Genomic DNA, 18749 nt, shown 5'->3' with positions numbered 1-18749 from the left:
GGGAGAAGGGGCGACAGGTAAACTGCGGAGCCATGTATCGGCTCTGCCTGTTGGGATGTGTGGTGCTGCTGGCGGCCTGTGGCGAGAAGGCTCCCGACGAGGGAGCCATCCGCGTGTCCGTGAAGTATGGCTCCTTCAAGCCTGCGTGCGTGCGCGTGGAGGCGAAGGACGCCAAGGGGAACCAGGCAGCCACGGACATCCTCTCCAGCCAGTTCAAGAACGTGGAGAAGAACGAGCTCCTGGTCGCGGTGCGCCGCAAGGCGGACTGGGACGCGACGCTGGGCATCACGGTGTCGTCGTACGCCGAGGGCTCAGGCAACCAGTGCTCGGGGGAAGCCGTCGAGCGGTTCACGAACGCTTCGCTCACTGTCGTCCCCAAGAAGTTCACGCGCTTCGACGTCACGTTGGAAGCAGTGGATGAGGATCGCGACGGCTCCCCTACTGGCGTCGAATGGGCGGGCGTCTCCGATTGCGACGACACGCGAAGCGACATCCACCCAGGCGCCTTGGAGACCTGTACCGGGACGGAGGACCTCAACTGCAACCAGATGATGGGCTGTCAGGAACAGGATTGCGTGAACACGGCCTGCGACGACGGCAATCCCTGCACCGACGATGACCGTTGCACGGGCACCGGCCCCACCGCGCAGTGCATGGGCGCCGAGCGCACCTGTTCGAAGGCCGCGACCTGCATGCAGACCTCGGGGACCTGCAACAAGGCCACCGGGGAGTGCGAGTTCAAGCCGCAGTCCTACGGGTCGGCCTGCGTGGATTCCCAGACCTGCACCATCAATGACTTCTGCGACGGCAGTGGCGCCTGCGTCGGCGGAACACCGACTCCCTGCCCTGCCCGGACCTGTTTCCTGGCCGCCACCAGTGGCTGCGTGGCGAACAATGACTGCAACTACCCTCCCGACCCGGCGCAGGTGAACACGGCGTGTGTGGATCCGGCCAACTCGCGTCCGGGATGGTGCCGCACAGGGGACGGCGCCTGCAGCACGTTCCCCTACCGCCCCAGCAACTTCGATCCGGACGCCGTCCCCGCCGCGGACATTGCTGCCCTCATCACCACCGCCGAAGTGACGTTCAACACGGACACGCTCACGTGGGCTCCGGAAAACGGCGTGACCAACAGGAACACGCTCAAGCCGAGGCTCATCACGACCCTGAACGGGGGCCTCTCGGCGGTGCTGCTCCCGGTGAGTTCGCTGACCCTGGGCGGAACACTGCGCTTCGTGGGGTCGGCGCCCATCATCCTCGCCGTCTACGGGGATGCGAATCCCGGGCAGCCCATCCTGGCCAATGGCCGTTTCGACAGCGGCGCCACCGTGCGCGGCGCGGGTGGCAATCATGGCCAGTGTGGCTCCGCCACGGGCGTGAACGGCGGCGTGACCAGCAGCAAGGGAGAAGGCGGAGGCGGAGGCGGCAACGCGGCCACGGGCGCTGCGGGAGGCGTGGGTTATTCGGGTGGGACGACAAGAAGCGGAGGCAATCCCCAGAACAACGATCCCCTGCTGTTGCAGGGGGGCTGTGCCGGCGGAGACGGCGGCGGCACGGGCACCATGGCGGGAGGACGCGGGGGCGCCGGTGGCGGAGCACTCCAACTCTCCGTGGCGAGGACCCTGACGCTCCAGAAACCGCTCTCCACGAGCGGCGGCGGAGGTGCCGGCGCCATCGCCAGCAGGACCTCGGGCGCGGGCGGCGGGGGTGGCGGCGGCAGCGGGGGCAGGTTGGTGGTGGAGGCCTTCGCGGTGAACCTGACGGCCGCCGCCCGGCTCACCGCCAATGGCGGAGGGGGTGGAGAGGGGGCCACGTTCAAGAGCAACAACGAGGACAACGGCGCCAACGCGAGCAGCGGCAGTGTGGACAGCGCGACCCCTGCCCCTGGTGGCTCGAGTGCTTCGGAGAGCGCGGGGAATGGCGGACAGGGAGCGGCGCGGAACGGCGCTGCGGGCCAAGGACAGAACGGCGGGACCACCAACAACTACGAAGGCGCAGGCGGTGGTGGTGGCGGCGCCGTGGGGTTCATCCACCTGCGAGGCATCCAGTCCTGCACCGTGAACGCCGCCGCCGTGCTCAGCCCTTCCGCCACGGGAGGCTGTACGCAACCCTGAACACCTGCCGGCCTGGAATTCCAGCAATGGAGGTCTGACGGGTACAGTGCGGCACCATGCGTCTGTTCTGTCTATTGACCTGCATGGTGCTGCTGTCCGCCTGCCGCATGAAGGAGCCCGCCGAGGGCGTACTTCGCGTGACGGTGAAGTACCCCTCCTACCGGCCCCAGTGCCTACGTGTGGAGGTAGGCGACGGAAGCAATCAGGTAGAAACTGACCTTCCCTCGAGCCATCTCAATAGACCAAACGCGAAAGAGGTCCAGGTCGCGATGGTCCGCAAGCCGGCGTGGGGCGACAGGCTGAACGTGAAGGCGACTTCCTTCGCGTCCTTCAATGGCAATCAATGTGGGGGAGCAGTCGTGGAGGTCCACGAGGACCGTGCATTGGATGCACCTCCCGGCAAGTCCATCGACTGGACCGTCACCTTGCTGGCGGTGGATCAGGATGGCGACGGCTTCGTCGCGAGTGCTCCCGGCACGGAGTCTCCAGACTGTGATGACTCCCGAGCGGACGTCCATCCTGGGGCTCCGGAGCTGTGCGACGTAGGGGTGGACTCTGACTGTGACGGCCTCAAGTCCTGCGAGGACAGTGACTGCACGGAGAAGGCATGTACGGAAGGTGACCCGTGCATGGTGGGCAAGCGGTGCGTGGGGACTGGCACCGCGGCGTCGTGTGAGGGAGGAACACCGAAGTGCACTCAGGCGCCGGGGCAATGCCAGCCCACGATGACCTGCGATGCTTCGTCAGGTGCATGTATCGAAGGAGCGGTGCCAGTAGGCGCCGCTTGCGATCCCGCGAACCTGTGCATGAGCAACAGCCGGTGTACGACGGACAGGCAGTGCCTGGGCGATGTGAAGACGTGCACAACGCCTGCGAACACTCAGTGCCAGGAGTCCACGGGTGTCTGCAACCCAACAAGCGGTATGTGTGAATACTCTTCGAGGCCGGCCACCACGTCCTGTGAGGACGGGGACGCCTGCCATGATCCGGGCTTTTGTAATGGCAATGGCGCATGCACGGGCACCCCAACGCCCTGCCCTCCCAAGGAGTGCAATGCGGTCGCGGGCTGCACGCGCAACGCCTCCTGCCTCTACGCGGGAGACCCGGCTCAGCTCAATCAGCCCTGCAGTAATTACACCACGGGCGCGCCGCGCGTGTGCCGAGCGGACGGCCAATGCGTTACGTTTCCCTATTCACCCAGCAGCTTTGATCCGAACAGCATTCCAGGCCTTGAGATTGGCGAACTGAGGACCTCCGGCGCCGTGGTGTTTGACACGGACGCCCGCTCCTGGACGCCTGGTAGCGCCGGCCCGAATACAGGAGACTTCACCATCAAGACCTTGCCCCAGACGGGAGGCGCTCCTGATGCGCTCCTCATTCCATTGAGGACGCTGGTTCTGGGGGGCGAACTGCGCATCGTAGGCAGCCACCCGGTCATCTTCGCGGTGTATGGGGATGCGACATTGAGCCACGACATCCTGGCTAGCGGGCGCATCGTGAATGGCACACCCGTTCCCGGAGCCGGCGGCAACCAGTCGTGCGCGACGTCACAGGGGAGTAATGGAACGTACAACGTGGGGCCGGGTGGAGGAGGTGGTGGCGGTGGTGGGGCGGGTGGCGGGACGAGAGGAGGCCTTGGTGGACAGAGCTACGATCGCAGCGCACTTCCAGGTGCCGCAGGTGCTCAGCGGGCCACGCCTCTTGCGCCGCTCGTTGGAGGGTGTGCAGGAGGCAATGGCGGAGCCACGGCAGTCGGAGGTGGCGCTGGCGGTGGTGCCCTTCAGCTATCGATCGCCAGGACGCTGACCGTCGGAAAGGCCCTCTCCGTCAGTGGCGGAGGTGGCCTGGGCGGCTGGGCGAGTGCCAGTGGCCCCTTCGCACTGGGGGGTGGAGGCGGTGGGAGCGGAGGACGCATCGTGTTGGAAGCCTTCCAGGTGAGGCTGATCTCCGATGCGCGTCTCACTGCCAATGGAGGAGGGGGCGGACAGGGAGGCAGCGCAGGGTCCGGCACCGCCAGTAATGGGGCAAACGGAGAGAGTGGCAGCGAGACTGGTGAAGGGCGCGCCGCCGGTGGATCTGGAACCAGCATTGATGGGGGTCCGGGCGGCGCGGGTGGCGCTTCGATGGGTCCCTCATCGGGAGAAGACGGACATGGAGGTGGCGGTGGTGGAGGCGCCGCAGGCTCCATCCACCTACGCAGCGTCCAGCCCTGTGTCATCAATGCCTCATCCGTGATCAGTCCCGCACCCACGGGTGGCTGCACACCCCTCTGACCCGCCCGGAGGCCAACCAGCCCAGCAACCCCACTGTGAAGTTTCACACACTTGATGTGAAATCATGTACGGTATGTTTCGCCTGTCGCACGACGCGCGGGCGAAACACATATCAGGGGGAATCACATCATATGAATGGCAAGCAAGTGCTGCGTCGCGGCGCGGTGGTGGGCTTTGGCTTCTTCGCGCTGATGGGCTGTGGGGGCCCGGATGCCGCGATCCAGGAGCCGGAGCTCGGCAACGTCGAGCAGGGCGTCGTCGTGTCGACCAACGGCAGCTTTGAGAACAACAACATCGGCAATTTCAACTACGTGGTCCTCAACGCCGGTAGCACGGCGCTGCCGGGCTGGACCATCACCAGCGGCATCAAGGTGATGAAGAACACGTACAAGACGGCGCAGAGCGGCATCCAGTCCATCGACCTCAACGGCCTGGGCGCGGGCTCCCTATACCAGGACGTCCCCACCGTCGTCGGTGGCGGCTACACGGTGTCCTTCTACGTCTCCAACAGCCCCACCTGCACCACCGTGTCCCGGTCGGCCACCCTCAACTACGGCCCGAGCACCGCCAGCTTCTCCAACAGCTCCGGGACGTGGTCGACGTTCCCGCGCACCTACGTGTTCAACGCCACCAGCACCGTCTCGCGTATCGAGCTCATCAGCACCTCCGGTGGCGTCGGCTGCGGTCTGGCCATCGACAACCTCACGGTGACCGGACCGTGATGCACGCGGTCCGCTGATCCATGCGGGCTCAGGGCCGCCGCTCCCCTACTCGTGGGGCGGCGGCCCTCTCTGCGACTGGACGGTGGACCATGGGCCGCCTGACCGCCCTGCTCCATCCCACAGGCGCAGCCTCCGGTTCTGACCCGCCTGGAGGGCAGCAGTCAGCGCAATGACAGCACTCGCCAAGCCATACACACTGGAAGTGAACACACCTGGAGTGTGTTTCGCCCGCCATGAAGCACGGGCGACACATCTCAACGGTAATCACACCACATGAATGGCAATCACATGCTGCGTCTCGGCGCCCCGGTGGGCTTTGGCCTCTTCGCGCTGGCGGGCTGTGGAGGGCCGGACGCCGCGCTCACCGAGCCGGAGCTGAGCAGCGTCGAGCAGGGCATCAACGTCGCCACCAACGGCAGCTTCGAGACCGACCACCTTCTGCGCATCCGTCAGCCCTGCCTGCGCCACCGTGCGGCGGGAAGCCACGATCAGCTACGGCCCGAAAACCTCCGCGTTCTCCACGACATCCGGCGCATGGAGCCAACCGCGCATGTACGGGTTCACCGCCACCAGCACCACCACGCGGATCCAATTCACCAGCACGTCGAAGTTCACCAACTGCGGTCTGGCCATCGACAACGTCAAGGTGACCGGACCGTGATGCACGCGGTCCGGTGACCCGGGCCGCGAACGGTCGCCTGGTCACCCTCCAGGCGACACGCCGTTCATCGATGCACGTTTCGCCAGGGCCTCCGCTCTGCGCACTGGCCATCGCCCGGCGAAACCCCGAAGTTCCATCCCCCAGCAGTGGCCTCCATTCTTGAAGGCGCGCATGGGCGTGGAGGCACATGGGCGCGGTGGACGACATCCTGCGAGGCGGTGGCGCGTGTGGCGCCCTGCTGCGGCAGGTGGACTGGGCGAGGACGTCCCTGGGCCCCGTGGAGACCTGGCCCCAGTCGCTGCGCACGGCCGTCAGCATCGTGCTCGCGTCCGACTATCCGCTCTACGTCGCGTGGGGTCCGGAGTTCGTCCAGTTCTACAACGACGCGTACCGGCCCATCTGCGGACGCACGAAGCACCCCGCTGCCCTGGGGCAGGCAGCGGCCGTCACCTGGCCGGAGGTCTGGCACATGCTCGGCCCCGGCTGGGAGCGCATGCGCCAGACCGGCGAGGCCATCTTCGTCAATGACCTGATGATGCCGCTCGACCGCAACGGCTTCGTCGAGGAGTGCTACTTCACCTACAGCCACTCGCCCGTGCGCGACGAGTCCGGCGACGCGGCGGGCATCTTCGCGGCGCTCACTGAGACCACCGGACAGGTGGTGGGTACGCGGCGGCTGGACATGCTGCGCGAACTGGGTGCCTCCACCGCGGACCGGGCCACCACGGACGACGCCTGTCGCGAGGCCATGCGAGTCATCGCCGCTGCGCCGCTCGACGTGCCCTTCGCCCTGCTCTACCTGGTGGATGACGCCACCGGCACCGCGCGGCTCGCCGGGACGAGCGGGATGGCGGCGGGGGATGCGCTCGCTCCCGAGTCGATTCCCCTCCCGGACAGCACGGGCCAGGCGCGCGCGGACTGGCCCCTGGGCTACGCCGCGAGCACCCGCGCGGCCTTCCTCTGGGAGAGGCTGCCTGGGGAGACAGGCACCGTCAGGGTGGGGCCGTGGCCGGAGGGAACGGCCTCCGCGTGGGTGCAGCCCCTTCCGCGCGTGGGGCATGCGCGGCCCGCGGGCTTCCTGGTGACGGGGCTGAGCCGCAGGCTGGCACTGGATGAGAAGTACCGGGGCTTCCTGGAGCTGCTGGCCCGGGGCGTGACGACGGCCATCTCCCAGGCTCGCGCCCGCGAGGAGGAGCGCCGCCGCGTGGAGGCGCTGGCCGCGTTGGATCGCGCGAAGACGGACTTCTTCAGCAACGTGAGCCACGAGTTCCGGACTCCGCTGGCGCTGATGCTGGGGCCGGTGGAGGACGGCCTCCAGGATCCGCTGGAGCCGCTCGGTCCCCGGCAGCTCGAACGGCAGCGGACGGTGCACCGCAATGGCTTGCGGCTGCTCAAGCTCGTCAACACGCTGCTGGAGTTCTCCCGCATCGAAGCGGGCCGCCTGCACGCGACCGCGGTGCCCACCGACCTCGCCGCGCTCACCCGCGGGCTCGCCAGCGGCTTCCGCTCCACCGTGGAGCGCGCGGGCCTGACGCTCGACGTGGACTGTCCCCCGCTGCCGCACCCCGTGAAGGTGGATCCGGAGCAGTGGGAGAAGATCGTCCTCAACCTCATCTCCAACGCGTTCAAGTTCACGCACCAGGGCGGCATCCGCGTGAGCCTGCGCTGGCGCGGAACGCAGGTGGAGCTGCGCGTGGCGGACACCGGCACGGGCATTCCACCGGAGGAGCTGCCGCTCATCTTCGACCGCTTCCACCGAGTGCAGGGCGCGCAGGGACGCAGCTACGAGGGCAGCGGCATCGGGCTCGCGCTGGTGCGGGAGCTGGTTCGCCTGCATGGCGGCGACGTGCAGGCGGAGAGCCGCCCCGGCCAGGGCAGCACCTTCACGGTGACGCTGCCCGCGGAGGCGTCCTCCCTGGCTGACGCTCCACGGGAGACGGCGGCGTCCACGTCCGAGCGCGTCCCGACGAGCGCGACCGCCGCGACGTTCCTGGAGGAGGCGTCCGGCTGGTTGGGGCCGGAGGGCACGCCGGCCATGCTCGCGGTCGACGCGGCCCCCGCGCCCCTCATGCGGACCGTGGGCGGCCATGTCCTGTTCGCGGACGACAACGCGGACATGCGCGCGTATGTGCACTCGCTGCTCGCGGACCGCTTCGAGGTGACGCTCGCGGCGAATGGACTGGAGGCGCTGGAGTCCTGCCGGGCCCGGATGCCGGACCTCGTCATCAGCGACGTGATGATGCCGGAGCTGGATGGCTTCGGGCTCCTGCGGCGGCTGCGCGAGGACCCGGCGACGGTGCACGTGCCCGTCATCCTGTTGTCCGCGCGCGCCGGCGAGGAGGCCACGGTGGAGGGCCTGCGCATGGGCGCCACCGACTACCTGGTGAAGCCGTTCTCCGCGCGGGAGCTGCTGGCGCGCGTGGAGGGGAATCTCGCGGCGGCTCGGGCGGGCCGGGAGCAGCGCCTGGCGGAGCGGGAGCGCGAGAAGCTGATTGCCGTGGTGGAGCAGTCCTCGGACCTCATCGGCATTGGAGGACCGGACGGACGGGCTCTGTTCGTCAACGAGGCGGGCCAGCGGATGCTGGGACTGGAGGGGCCGGAGGCGGTGCGAATCACGCACCTGTTCGACTACTTCCTGGAGGAGGACCGCGCCTACGTGCGCGACGTCATCCTGCCCAGGCTGCGCGAGCACGGGCGCTGGGACGGAGAGTTCCGCCTCCGCCACTTCCGCACCGGAGCGGCGATCCCCGTGCACTACAACTTCTTCACGCTGCGCGATGCCGCGACGGGCGAGGACATGGGCATCGCCACGGTGAGCCGCGACATCACCGAACGCCACCGGCGCGAGGCGGAGGCGCGGGAGCAGCGGGAGTTCGAGCAGCAGCTCATCGGCATCGTCAGCCACGACCTGCGCAATCCGCTCAACGCCATCCTCCTGTCGGCGAACGCCCTGCTCCAGCGCGATGACCTGGGGGAGCGCGCGACAAAGAACACCGGCCGCATCATCAGCAGCGCCGAGCGCGCCAACCGCCTCATCCGCGACCTGCTGGACGTGACCCAGGCGAGGCTGGGAGGAGGGCTGCCGGTGCAGCGGCGCCGCATGGACTTCCACGAGGCCACGCGCCACGCGCTGGAGGAGGTCCAGGTGGCGTTCCCGGAGCGGCAGGTGGTCCTGGATCAGCAGGGCGACGGCCTGGGCTCGTGGGACGAGGAGCGGCTGGGCCAGGTGGTGCAGAACCTGGTCACCAACGCCCTTCGCTACGGCGAGCCGGGCTCCACGGTGCGGGTGTCCACTCGCGAGGAGGGGGACGACCTCGTCCTGGAAGTCCACAACCGGGGCCGTCCCATTCCGCCGGAGATGCTGACCACCCTCTTCCAGGCCATGCGGCGCGGCCACCATGACGAAGGCCGCTCGTCGCGCAGCGTGGGGCTGGGGCTCTACATCGTGCAGCAGGTGGCGCGGGCGCACGGAGGCCACGTGAGCGCGACCTCCAGCGAAGAGGCCGGAACGACGTTCACGGTCCGCATGCCGAGGGAAGCGCCCCCCGCCTACGACACCGTGTCCTGAAGCCCTATTCGTCCGCCCGGAGCGCGATGGCCGGCGTCACGCGCAGCGCGCGGCGCGCGGGCAACCCACTGGCCACGAGCGCCACCGCGCCCAGCAGCAGGGGCACGCCTCCGAACGTCAGGGCGTCCAGCGCGCCCACGCCGTAGAGCATCCCCGCGAGGCCGCGCGCGAGCACTGCCGCCCCCACGATCCCCACCCCCACGCCGATCGCCGCCAGCCGCAGCCCCTGCCCCACCACCAGCCACAGCACCTGCCGGTCCGTCGCGCCCAGCGCCATGCGGATGCCCAGCTCGCGCGTGCGCTGGCTCACCGTGTACGCCAGCACGCCGTACAGCCCCACGCCCGCCAGCGTCAGCGCGAGCAACGCCATGGCCGTGAGCAGGCCGCTCATCACCCGCGTGCGGCCCAGGCTCTCCTCCACCACGGCCTCCAGGTCGCGCACCTGGACCAGCGGCAGGCTTGGATCCACCGCGCGAAGCTGTTCGCGCAGCGCGGGCAGCAGCGCCTGCGAGTCCCGGGTGGCGCGCACGGCGACGACCATGAACAGGCCCTCGAATTGATCCATGGGCAGGTACACCTCCGCGCGCGGCTCCTCCGCGAGGCTCGCGTGGTGCACGTCTCCCACCACACCCACCACCTCCCGGAACGGCTCGCCGTCGAGCGTCAGTCGTGCGCGCTGGCCCAACGCGGAGCCCTTTGAAAGGAAGCGCCGCGCGAAGGTCTCGTTGACCACCATCACCGGCGCCGCGCCCGCGCCGTCCGTGGCGTTCACGTCGCGGCCCTCCTTCAGTGGGATGCGCAGCGTGGCGAAGTAGCCGTCGCTCACCGCGCGGAAGTTGACCGCTTCGCGCGCCTGGGCCTCCGCCTCTGTCTCACCGGGCAGCACCACCGCGCTGAAGCCGTTGCGGTTCCACAGCGGCAGCGTGCTGGCCAGTCCCGCGGACTGCACCGACGGCAACGCCCGCACCCTCGCCAGCAGCTCCGTACTCACCTGCCGTCGGCGGGTGTCATCCCTCCCGTAGGCCTCGCGGGGGAATGACAGGTCCATCGCGCTGACGCCTCGCGGGTCGAAGCCCGGCACCACGGCATGCAGCGCATGGAGCGTGCGCAGCATCAGGCCCGCGCCCACCAGCGGCACGAGCGCCAGCGCGACCTGCGCGACCACCAGCACGGCCCTCGCACGCATCGCGCCGGTCGCGCCCTTCCCCCCGCGAAGCCCCCCGAGCGCCCCCTTCGCCTCCGCGCGGGATGCGCGCAGTGCGGGCACCAGGCCGAAGAGGACGCTGGTCGTCAGCGACAGGCCCGCCGCGATGGCGAGCACGTGCGGCTCCAGCCGGAGTTCTTCCGGCGACACGACCTCTCCGGGGACGAACACGCGCAGGAGGTCCATCCCCCACAACGCCAGCAGCAGGCCCGCCGCGCCGCCCATCAGGGCCAGCACCGCGCTCTCCGCCAGGAACTGCCGCACCAGCCGTCCCCGGTCCGCGCCCAACGCCGCGCGCACCGCCACTTCGCGCTCGCGGGCACTGGCGCGCGCGAGCAGCAGGTTCGCCACATTGGCGCACGCCACGCACAGCACCAGCGCCATCACTCCGGCCAGCAGCCACAGTTGCTCGCGCGAGGTCTCCACCACCTGCTCATGCAACGGCACCAGCCGCACCCCGGGCGCCGCTTCACTCCCGCCCATCGTCGCGGCCCAGGCGCGCGAGTGCGCCTCCAGCTCCGCGCGGGCGCACTCCAGCGGGACACCCGGCCGCAACCGGCCCACGCCCCGCAGGTACAGCTCCTCCGAAGCCTGACCCGGAGGCGCGGGCGTCAGCGGCTTCCACAGGTCCACGCCCGGCCAGAAGCGGAACGACGCGGGCAGCACGCCCTGGACGACATGGGGCGCGCCATCCAACGTGAGCGTCTGGCCCACCACGTCCGCGCGTCCACCGAAGTGGCTCCACCAGAAGGCGTGGGACACGAGCACGCTCCGGTCTCGCCCTGCCCCCTGGGACTCAGGTCCGAAGTCCTGTCCACGCTCGGGCCGCACGCCCAGCAGTGACAGCAGGCCCGGCGTCGCGAGCCCCGCGCGCACCCGCTGCGCCGCGCTCGGGCCGGTCAGCGTGTAGTCCATCGCGGTGGCGCCCTCGATGGCCTGGAACGCGCTCGGACGCTCGCGCCACGCCTGGAGGTACGAGTACGCCACACCGCCTCGCTCACGCTGCGGCGTGGACTGGTAGAGGCGCAGCAGCTCCTGGGGTTCAGGGTACGGCAGGGGCTTGAGCAGCACCTGATACACGAGGCTGAAGACCGCGGTGGTGGCCCCGATGGCGAGCGCGAGCGTGGCCACCACCACCGTGGTGAACACGGGCTCGCGGCGCATCCGGCGCAGCGACAGGCGGACGTCTTGGAGGAGCTGGGACATGGCGTCGGTCCGAGGCGGGCTGCAACTCTAGCGCCACGGCCGCCCTGCGGGTCGGAGGGCCTCCGGGACGGACGCGCGGTGTCCGCTCGTGGCACGTGGCGTCCCGCAAGCGGACAATGACCTTCTTTTCGGAAGGCAGGCGCGGGCGCGGGCGGTATGGATCGCCCATGCGAAATGCACTGATGGCGGCATCGTTCCTGGTCCTCGCGGGCTGTTCCCACTCGACGCCCACGGCTCCGGCGTCTTCCACCCAGACGCAGGCGGCGGCCGTATCCGCACAGGCGCTGGTGGATGCGCCGGACCGCACGGAGGCGGACCGCAAGCTGGACGCGGGCCGGCATCCGGCCGCCCTGCTGGAGTTCGTGGGCGTGAAGCCCGGCATGCACGTGGCGGAGCTGATGGCGGGTGGCGGCTACACCACGGAGCTGCTGGCGCGCGCGGTGGGGCCCGAGGGCAAGGTGTACGGCGAGAACCCCAAGGTCGTGCTGGAGCGGTTCGCGGAGAAGCCGTGGCAGGAGCGGCTGGCGCGGCCGATGAACCAGAACGTGGTGCGCCTGGACCGTGAGCTGGACGCGCCCTTCCCGCCCGAGCTGAACGGCACGCTGGACGCGGTGGTGAGCCACATCATCTACCACGACACGGGATGGCTGGGCGTCGACCGGGCGAAGATGAACGCGGCGGTGTTCCAGGCGCTCAAGCCGGGCGGCGTGTACGTCATCCTCGACTCCAGCGCGAAGGCGGGCACGGGCATCACGGAAGGCCAGACGCTGCACCGCATCGACGAGCAATTGGTGCGTGACGAGGTGCAGGCCGCGGGCTTCCAGTTCCAGGAGGAGAGCAAGACCTGGCGCAACCCGGAGGACACGCGCGACTGGAGCTCCAGTCCGGGCGCCGCGGGCGAGCGCCGGGGCACGAGCGACCGGTTCGCGTTCAAGTTCGTCAAGCCGTAGGCCCGGGACACGCTCATGGCCGCGCGCAAGTTCAAGGCGAAGCTCGAGGTTGCCAACGACATAGGAGGCCGGTTCGTGCGCTGTCCGTTCGACAGCCGCGAGGAGTACGGCGAAGCCCGGCCGCCCGTGGTGGGCACCGTCAACGGACAGCCCTTCCGGAGCCGGTTGATGGTGTACGGAGGCATCACCTACCTGGGCTTCACCAAGGAGGTGCGCGAGGCCGCGGGCGTCGAGGACGGCGCGATGCTGAGCATCACGCTGGAGCGGGACACGGCACCTCGGGAGATCGAGGTGCCGGAAGACCTCCAGCGCGCGCTGGACGCGGAGCCCGCGCTGCGGGACGTCTTCACGAACCTGGCGTTCACGCACCGCAAGGAGTTCGTGAAGGCGCTCACCGAAGCGAAGAAAGAAGAGACCCGCGCCCGTCGCCTGGCCCAGACGCTGGAGAAGCTGCGCGCCAAGGTGGCAAAGTAGCCTCGGAGGCACACGAAGACATGGTCCCCAGGTGGCTTCGACTCGAGGAGGAAACGACCCTGTGGCGGGCAGTGCCCATCGTGGCGCTGCTGCTGCTCCTGGTCGCGGTGGTGTCCTTCGCCCCGTTTCCCCAAGCGCTGCTGATGGGTTACAGGAACAGCCCGCTCGCGGCCGCGGCAGGGCTGTCCTTCGTCCTGGCCATCGCGGCCATCCTGTCACGGGCACTCAAGCCGAGCCGGCGGCTGTCGGTGCTCTCATGGCTCCTGGCCGTACCGGTGTTCCTCTTGTTGCTCCTGGCGACGGCGGTGGCCTTCGGCCCGTTTGCCCTGCTGCTGCTGGACTTCCCGCTCGTGCTCGTGGCGGGGCTGTTCTTCGTCCTGGCCGTCCTGGGAATCCTGCCACGGGTGTCCAAGCCGAGCCGACGGTTGTCGGTGCTCGCACTGCTCCTCGCCGCACCGGTGTGCTTCTTCTTCTCTGGCACGGCATACCAGCTCCGCGGGCTGTACCGGCTTCATGCCGTGGCGACCGAAGCCTGCCGGGCCGCTCGCGAGAATGCCCAGCCGACGTCCGATGACGCCTTCGAACATGCCGTCCGGCTCGCGAAGCTGTCGCCCTCACAAAGCGCTTCCATGGTGCTGAGCTGCAACAGCCAGTTCGATCGGGTCTACATCACCAATGGCTTCGACCCGGTGTGGGGGATCTCCGACGACGGTGTCCTGCACTGAGCCCTCCATGGAACGCCAGGGGAATGAAGTAGCATCCGCCCCGATGACCTCTCCTCGTCCAGCGCCTTCTGCCCACGCCCAGTCCCAACAGAAGACACGCCTCCTCGCCTGTGGCGCGTCGGCCCTGCTCTTCGTGCTCGCCTGTGCGACGCCCGCGATGACCGTGTTCAACGCGAACAAGCGTGACGAGGAACAGATGTGGGGCCTCGCGCTGCTGCTCATGGGTTGGCTGGGGGTGTTCACGATGCAGTTCGGCTGGTTCGCGAACCCCCTGTTGTGCGTGGCCTTCGTCATGCTCCTGGTGGGTGCGGACCGGAAGGCGCTCTGGGTCGGCGGCGCGGCGTCCATCCTCGGACTGACGTCGCTCACCTGGTACATCAACCCCATCCCCGCGGATGAAAGCGGCGGGGACCGCTACCTGGAGCTGCTCTACCCCTCCATTGGCTTCATCTTCTGGCTGGGCAGCCTGCTGGTGATCCCTCTCACGGCCCATCACCTCTCGCAGCCCGAGGCGGAGTCGAAGCCTCAGGCGTCTTCATCACCCGAACCGGAAGCCTGACCTCTCACCGCCGTGAGCAGCAGGTCGTACTTGCCGCCCAGGAACGTGCGGAAGCCGTGCTGGTGCAGATAGCGGCGGTAGAAGGACAGGTCCTTCACCAGCAGCGACAGGTCCGGTTCGCGCAGGTTGCGCACGCGCGCGCCGTACACGACCTCTCCGTCGCGGAAGCGTGAGTTGGGGAAGCCCAGCACCAGCGAGGCCTTGGGCTCCAGGTGCTCCTGCACCAGCTTGCGCAAGAGCGCCCGGTCATCCACGCCCGGGCTCTGCAACGTGCCCACCGACACCACCGCGTCGAAGCGGCCCAGGTCCGAGGGCAACGCGTTCAGATCCGCCTGCACGAACGCATGGCGCGGATCCGGAAACGCCGCGCGAGCCTCCGCCAACGCGCTCGCGCTGTGGTCCACACCGACGAAGCGGATTCCCTCCACCTCCGCGAACGCTGCCAGCTCATCCCCCCGGTTGACGCCCAGGTCCAGGAGCCTCGCGCCCGGTGGCAGCGCCAGCCGCCCCACCGCCTCCAGCCAGGGCAGCAGGAAGCCCGCGTCCTCGAACTTCCGCACGCGCGCGAAGTCGGACGCGGCGCCATAGCGCTCCTGCGGCGCCTCCGTCCGAGCCCCGCCTCCCGCGTGCCACGAGGCCTCCGAGCCCAGTGGCTCGAACGTGAGCCGCACGTGCGTCGCATCCACCCCGCGAGGCGTGCGCAGGCGGCACGACAGCCCCTCCGCCAGGTCGCACCAGCTCCGCAGCGGACGGTGCACGAGCCCACCCTCCACGCGCTCGCCGGGATAGCACCCGTGGCCCAGGTCCGGATCCGGCACGTCGATGGACACGGGCCCGGACGCCAACAGCGCCTCCAGGTGGCGCAGGACGACAACCAACGGCTCGTCTTGGAAGCGGCGTGGGCTTTCGGCGGAGGGGCGCGACGACATGCGCCGCACCCTACTCCGCGTGGCTCAGTGGGACTCCACCACGATCTTCCCGAACGCGCCCTTCCGCAGGTGCTCCAGGGCAGCAGGCAGGGCCTCCAGCGGATAGCGCGCGTCGATGACCGGCTTGAGCCCGGTGGCATCCACCGCGCGCACCAGGGACTCCAGCGCCCTCCGGGTGCCCACGTTGATGCCGCGAATCGTCGGCTCCTTGAGCAGGAGCGGCCCGGACGGTCCCGTCACCGTGAAACCCTCGAAGACGCCAATCACGGAGATGGTCCCGTGCAACGCCACCGCCTCGATGGACCGGCCCAGGTTCGGGCCGCCCGCCAGCTCCAGGATGTGGTCCACGCCCCGGTCCGCGGTGATGCAGTAGACGGCCTCCACCCAGTCCTCGCGCTCGCGGTGGATGACGTGCGTCGCGCCCAGCGACTTCGCGCGCGCCAGCTTCTCGTCGCTGCCCGACGTGACGATGACGTCCGCGCCCTGGGCCCGAGCGAGCTGCAACCCGAACAGCGCCACGCCGCCCGTGCCCTGCACCAGCACCGTCTGTCCCGGACGCACCGGGCCGTTCTCGACCAGCGCGGTCCACGCGGTCAGCCCCGCGCACGGCAACGTGCTGGCCTCGCCCGCGTCCAGCGTGGTGGGCGCTTTCACGAACCAGTCCTCCGGAAACGCGACGTACTCCGCGAGCACGCCCGGATACGCCCCACCGAGCGTCTTGTACGGAGGCACACGCGCCGTCCCCAGCGCTGGCCCGTCCAGGCGCCCCGGCGAAAACGTGGAGATGACCTTCTCCCCCACCGCGAACCGCGTCACGCCCGCTCCCACGGCCGACACCACGCCCGCCAGGTCCGAGCCCGGCGTGAACGGGAACTCCAGCGACAGCCCCATCCCGCTCTCCAGCACCAGCAGGTCCCGGTAGTTCAGCGACACGGCCGCGACCTTCACCAGCACCTCGCCAGGCCCGGGCTCCGGAACCGCCACGGTCCGCAGGTGCGGTCCGTCACGTCCCACGGCATCCAGCTCCCAGCGCTTCATCGTCGAAGTTCCCACGCGCACGGCTCCTTGCAACAGGTTCGCGGGGGAAGGTATTGGCGAAGGAAATTCCCCGGTGGCGACAAGAATTCCTTTCACTGTCGCCGCCAGGGCGACAATGGGTGGACCATGAGCGATCCCCTGCAGGGCGTGGCCGTCTTCGTGGAGGCAGTGGAGGCCGGAGGCTTCTCCGCCGCGGCCGCGAAGCTGAACCTGTCGCGCTCCGCCGTGGGCAAGACGGTGGCGCGACTGGAGGAACGGCTAGGCGTGCGCCTCTTCCACCGCACCACGCGTTCACAGGGCCTGACCCAGGACGGCCAGGTCTTCTACGAACGATGCCTGCGCGCATTGGGTGAACTGCGCGCGGGCGAGGCCCTGCTCGAATCCGGCAAGCAGGAGGTCGCGGGCCGTCTGCGCGTCAGCATGCCCGTCCTCTACGGCCGCCGCTGCGTGGCGCCCATCCTGCGCGACCTGGCCCGCGCGCACCCGAAGCTGGAGTTGGATCTGTCGTTCAACGACCGCATCGTGGACCTGATGGAGGACGGCTTCGACCTGGTCCTCCGCAGTGTCGGGACCCGGGGACTCGACGCGGGTGACGGACTCACCGCCCGCCGCGTGGGCTTCCAGCGCATGACTGTCTGTGCGTCACCCGGCTACCTCCGCAAGCACGGCACGCCGCGCACGCTGGAAGCACTGTCCGGCCACGACGCCATCCGCTACGTCCGCTCGGGGACGACGCGCCCGTGGCTGTTTCCCCAGGAGGACGGCACGAACGTGGAGCTTGTCCCCCGGGCGAGGCTGCGCTTCGACGACCTGGAGGCCATCCTGGACGCGGCCATCGCGGGCATGGGGCTGGCGTGGCTGCCCTGCTGGCTCATCCAAGACGCCGTGCGCGACAAGAAGCTGGTGCGCGTGCTGACGGACCTCCCGGGGCTCTGCTTCGACGTCCACGCGCTCTGGCCCACGTCGCCGCACCTGCCCGTGCGGGTGCGCGTCGCCATCGACGCGCTCGCGCAGAAGCTTCCCGCCTTCGTCAAATGACGGCAGGCGACGCCGCGGCCCGCCGCGCCTGGATCTGTTCCCACACGAACGCGAGGACCAGGAACCCACCGCCCACCGAGCACACACCCCGCCAGCCCGCGTGGTCCCACGCGATGGCGGAGAGCGCGGAACCACAGGCGCCGCCCACGAAGTAGAACATCTTGTAGAGCGTGTTGAGGCGCGTCTGCGCGGTGGGGTGCAGGCGGTACAGCTCCGTCTGGTTGGACACCGTGGCGGCCTGCGCCCCCAGGTCCAGCAGCACCACGCCCGCGATGAGCCCGGCCCACAGCGTGCCGAAGACGGCGAACACGCCGAACGCCGCCAGCATCGTGACGATGCACGCCCGGACGATGCGCCGCGCGCCAATGCGCTGCGCGTGCCGGCCCGTGACGTTCGCGGCGAGCGCCCCCACCGTCCCGATGAGACCGAACATGCCCGCCGTGCCCGGCCCCTGGTGGTACGCGTCACTGCTAAGGAAGAACGCCAGCGAAGCCCAGAACGCGGAGAGCGCGGCGTACATCAGCGCGCCCGTGAGCGCGATGGCCCGAAGCCCCGGCACGTCCCGCTGCAGCGTCCACAACGATTGCAGGAGGCGCGGATAGGTCAGCCGCGTGGAGGACTCGTAGCGAGGCAGCCCCAGCCGCAGCGTCATCGCCACGCCCACCATGGTCGCACCGGCCGCGAAGTACACCCCGCGCCAGCCCAGGTGCGTGGCCACGAAGCCGCTGAGCGTGCGGGAGATGAGCACGCCCACCAGCGCGGCGCTGAGCACCACACCCAGGTTCCTCCCCCGCTCCTCGGGCGAGCTGAGCGCCGCGACGAAGGGGATGAGGATCTGCACCAGCACCGCCGTGAGCCCAATGGCCACGCAGGCCGCCAGGAACAGAGGGAACGTGGGAGCCAGGCCCGCCGCGAAGAGCGCCGCCGCCGCGAGCCCCAGCATCGTCACCAGCAGACCGCGCTTCTCCAGCACGTCGCCCAGCGGCGTCAGGAGCACCAGTCCGGCCACGTAGCCCAGCTGCGACATCATCGGCACGGAGCCCACGGCGGAGGCGGACAGGCCGAAGGTCTGCGCGATGACGCCCAGGAGCGGCTGGCTGTAATAGACGTTGCCCACCGCGAGCACCGTCGCCGTCGTCATCGTCCACAGCAGCCGGCGGTCCATCGGCACGGCCTGGGGCACGGCGGCGGTGAGCACGGCGGAGGAAGTCTCCATGCGACATGCCTAGCGCTCCCCCATTCATACATCCAATATATCCTGGGTCTGGAATCCAGACCTGGAGCGTAT

At 69.4% G+C, this 18749-nt stretch carries 15 protein-coding genes and 1 pseudogene; 10 read left to right on the top strand and 6 right to left on the bottom strand.

Annotation, left to right across the window (positions count from 1 at the left end; translation table 11 throughout):
* Positions 1-32: 32 nt before the first annotated feature.
* From GTZ93_RS26805 to GTZ93_RS26795, 4 genes and pseudogenes are all read left to right on the top strand, one after another.
* On the top strand, positions 33-2114 hold the full coding sequence (locus tag GTZ93_RS26805) for a putative metal-binding motif-containing protein (protein ID WP_161663088.1): 2082 nt from the start codon (positions 33-35) through the stop codon (positions 2112-2114).
* A gap of 56 nt (positions 2115-2170) precedes the next feature.
* A pseudogene (locus tag GTZ93_RS43310) lies at positions 2171-2671 on the top strand (putative metal-binding motif-containing protein); the annotation flags it as partial.
* Positions 2672-3674: 1003 nt separating this feature from the next.
* A complete protein-coding gene (locus GTZ93_RS42945) occupies positions 3675-3920 on the top strand; it encodes a hypothetical protein (RefSeq protein ID WP_261778898.1) in 246 nt (81 codons plus the stop codon).
* A 598-nt stretch (positions 3921-4518) separates the two neighbouring features.
* Positions 4519-5109, top strand: coding sequence for a DUF642 domain-containing protein (locus tag GTZ93_RS26795; protein ID WP_139923480.1), 591 nt, complete (start codon positions 4519-4521; stop codon positions 5107-5109).
* 264 nt (positions 5110-5373) lie between these two features.
* Here GTZ93_RS26795 and GTZ93_RS26790 read toward each other — a convergent pair whose 3' ends face one another.
* Entirely contained in the window at positions 5374-5595 is a 222-nt protein-coding gene (locus GTZ93_RS26790) for a hypothetical protein (RefSeq protein WP_139923481.1), read from the bottom strand.
* Positions 5596-5601: 6 nt separating this feature from the next.
* On the bottom strand, positions 5602-5742 hold the full coding sequence (locus GTZ93_RS26785; RefSeq protein WP_161663086.1) for a hypothetical protein: 141 nt from the start codon (positions 5740-5742) through the stop codon (positions 5602-5604).
* Between the two features lie 215 nt (positions 5743-5957).
* Between GTZ93_RS26785 and GTZ93_RS26780 the strand changes: the two genes are divergently transcribed.
* The gene (locus tag GTZ93_RS26780) at positions 5958-9338 is read left to right on the top strand and encodes an ATP-binding protein (RefSeq protein WP_139923482.1); all 3381 of its coding nucleotides are present in this window, start codon (positions 5958-5960) and stop codon (positions 9336-9338) included.
* A gap of 4 nt (positions 9339-9342) precedes the next feature.
* Here the strand turns inward: GTZ93_RS26780 and GTZ93_RS26775 are convergent, their stop codons facing one another.
* Positions 9343-11748 (bottom strand): ABC transporter permease, encoded by a 2406-nt coding sequence (locus GTZ93_RS26775; RefSeq protein ID WP_161663085.1) that lies wholly within the window; start codon positions 11746-11748, stop codon positions 9343-9345.
* A 167-nt stretch (positions 11749-11915) separates the two neighbouring features.
* On the opposite strand from GTZ93_RS26775, the gene GTZ93_RS26770 reads away from it, so the two are divergent.
* The 4 genes from GTZ93_RS26770 (at position 11916) to GTZ93_RS26755 (ending at position 14456) form a co-directional block, all read left to right on the top strand.
* Positions 11916-12698 carry a class I SAM-dependent methyltransferase gene (locus GTZ93_RS26770; protein WP_139921393.1) on the top strand — a complete coding sequence of 261 codons (783 nt, stop codon included), beginning with the start codon at positions 11916-11918 and terminating at the stop codon, positions 12696-12698.
* Positions 12699-12713: 15 nt separating this feature from the next.
* Positions 12714-13172 carry a YdeI/OmpD-associated family protein gene (locus GTZ93_RS26765; RefSeq protein WP_139921391.1) on the top strand — a complete coding sequence of 153 codons (459 nt, stop codon included), beginning with the start codon at positions 12714-12716 and terminating at the stop codon, positions 13170-13172.
* A gap of 80 nt (positions 13173-13252) precedes the next feature.
* A complete protein-coding gene (locus GTZ93_RS26760; protein ID WP_139921388.1) occupies positions 13253-13897 on the top strand; it encodes a hypothetical protein in 645 nt (214 codons plus the stop codon).
* Between the two features lie 43 nt (positions 13898-13940).
* Positions 13941-14456, top strand: a complete 516-nt coding sequence (locus GTZ93_RS26755) for a hypothetical protein (protein WP_120581624.1) — start codon at positions 13941-13943, stop codon at positions 14454-14456.
* Here GTZ93_RS26755 and GTZ93_RS26750 read toward each other — a convergent pair.
* Together GTZ93_RS26750 and GTZ93_RS26745 are read right to left on the bottom strand one after the other, a co-directional pair.
* Positions 14423-15385, bottom strand: coding sequence for a class I SAM-dependent methyltransferase (locus GTZ93_RS26750; protein ID WP_139921386.1), 963 nt, complete (start codon positions 15383-15385; stop codon positions 14423-14425). The genes GTZ93_RS26755 and GTZ93_RS26750 overlap by 34 nt on opposite strands.
* Before the next feature lie 24 nt (positions 15386-15409).
* Positions 15410-16438 (bottom strand): zinc-dependent alcohol dehydrogenase family protein, encoded by a 1029-nt coding sequence (locus GTZ93_RS26745; protein WP_257979405.1) that lies wholly within the window; start codon positions 16436-16438, stop codon positions 15410-15412.
* A 111-nt stretch (positions 16439-16549) separates the two neighbouring features.
* Here GTZ93_RS26745 and GTZ93_RS26740 point away from each other — a divergent pair, with 111 nt between their 5' ends.
* Positions 16550-17461, top strand: a complete 912-nt coding sequence (locus tag GTZ93_RS26740; protein ID WP_139921384.1) for a LysR family transcriptional regulator — start codon at positions 16550-16552, stop codon at positions 17459-17461.
* Here GTZ93_RS26740 and GTZ93_RS26735 read toward each other — a convergent pair.
* Positions 17454-18677 (bottom strand): MFS transporter, encoded by a 1224-nt coding sequence (locus GTZ93_RS26735; protein WP_139921383.1) that lies wholly within the window; start codon positions 18675-18677, stop codon positions 17454-17456. The two genes, GTZ93_RS26740 and GTZ93_RS26735, sit on opposite strands and share 8 nt — an antisense overlap.
* Between the last annotated feature and the right edge of the window lie 72 nt (positions 18678-18749).

Origin of the sequence: Corallococcus exiguus, assembly GCF_009909105.1 — a bacterium.
GTDB classification, from domain to species: domain Bacteria; phylum Myxococcota; class Myxococcia; order Myxococcales; family Myxococcaceae; genus Corallococcus; species Corallococcus exiguus.
The sequence above is the reverse complement of the archived record's forward strand: the minus strand, read 5'-3'. Positions and strand labels throughout refer to the sequence as shown.

Coding starts and splice junctions, on each gene's coding strand:
- GTZ93_RS26805 (WP_161663088.1), top strand. CDS start 33: ATGTATCGGCTCTGCCTGTTGGGATGTGTGGTGCTGCTGGCGGCCTGT.
- GTZ93_RS42945 (WP_261778898.1), top strand. CDS start 3,675: ATGGAACGTACAACGTGGGGCCGGGTGGAGGAGGTGGTGGCGGTGGTG.
- GTZ93_RS26795 (WP_139923480.1), top strand. CDS start 4,519: ATGAATGGCAAGCAAGTGCTGCGTCGCGGCGCGGTGGTGGGCTTTGGC.
- GTZ93_RS26785 (WP_161663086.1), bottom strand. CDS start 5,742: ATGGCCAGACCGCAGTTGGTGAACTTCGACGTGCTGGTGAATTGGATC.
- GTZ93_RS26780 (WP_139923482.1), top strand. CDS start 5,958: ATGGGCGCGGTGGACGACATCCTGCGAGGCGGTGGCGCGTGTGGCGCC.
- GTZ93_RS26775 (WP_161663085.1), bottom strand. CDS start 11,748: ATGTCCCAGCTCCTCCAAGACGTCCGCCTGTCGCTGCGCCGGATGCGC.
- GTZ93_RS26770 (WP_139921393.1), top strand. CDS start 11,916: ATGCGAAATGCACTGATGGCGGCATCGTTCCTGGTCCTCGCGGGCTGT.
- GTZ93_RS26765 (WP_139921391.1), top strand. CDS start 12,714: ATGGCCGCGCGCAAGTTCAAGGCGAAGCTCGAGGTTGCCAACGACATA.
- GTZ93_RS26755 (WP_120581624.1), top strand. CDS start 13,941: ATGACCTCTCCTCGTCCAGCGCCTTCTGCCCACGCCCAGTCCCAACAG.
- GTZ93_RS26750 (WP_139921386.1), bottom strand. CDS start 15,385: ATGTCGTCGCGCCCCTCCGCCGAAAGCCCACGCCGCTTCCAAGACGAG.
- GTZ93_RS26740 (WP_139921384.1), top strand. CDS start 16,550: ATGAGCGATCCCCTGCAGGGCGTGGCCGTCTTCGTGGAGGCAGTGGAG.
- GTZ93_RS26735 (WP_139921383.1), bottom strand. CDS start 18,677: ATGGAGACTTCCTCCGCCGTGCTCACCGCCGCCGTGCCCCAGGCCGTG.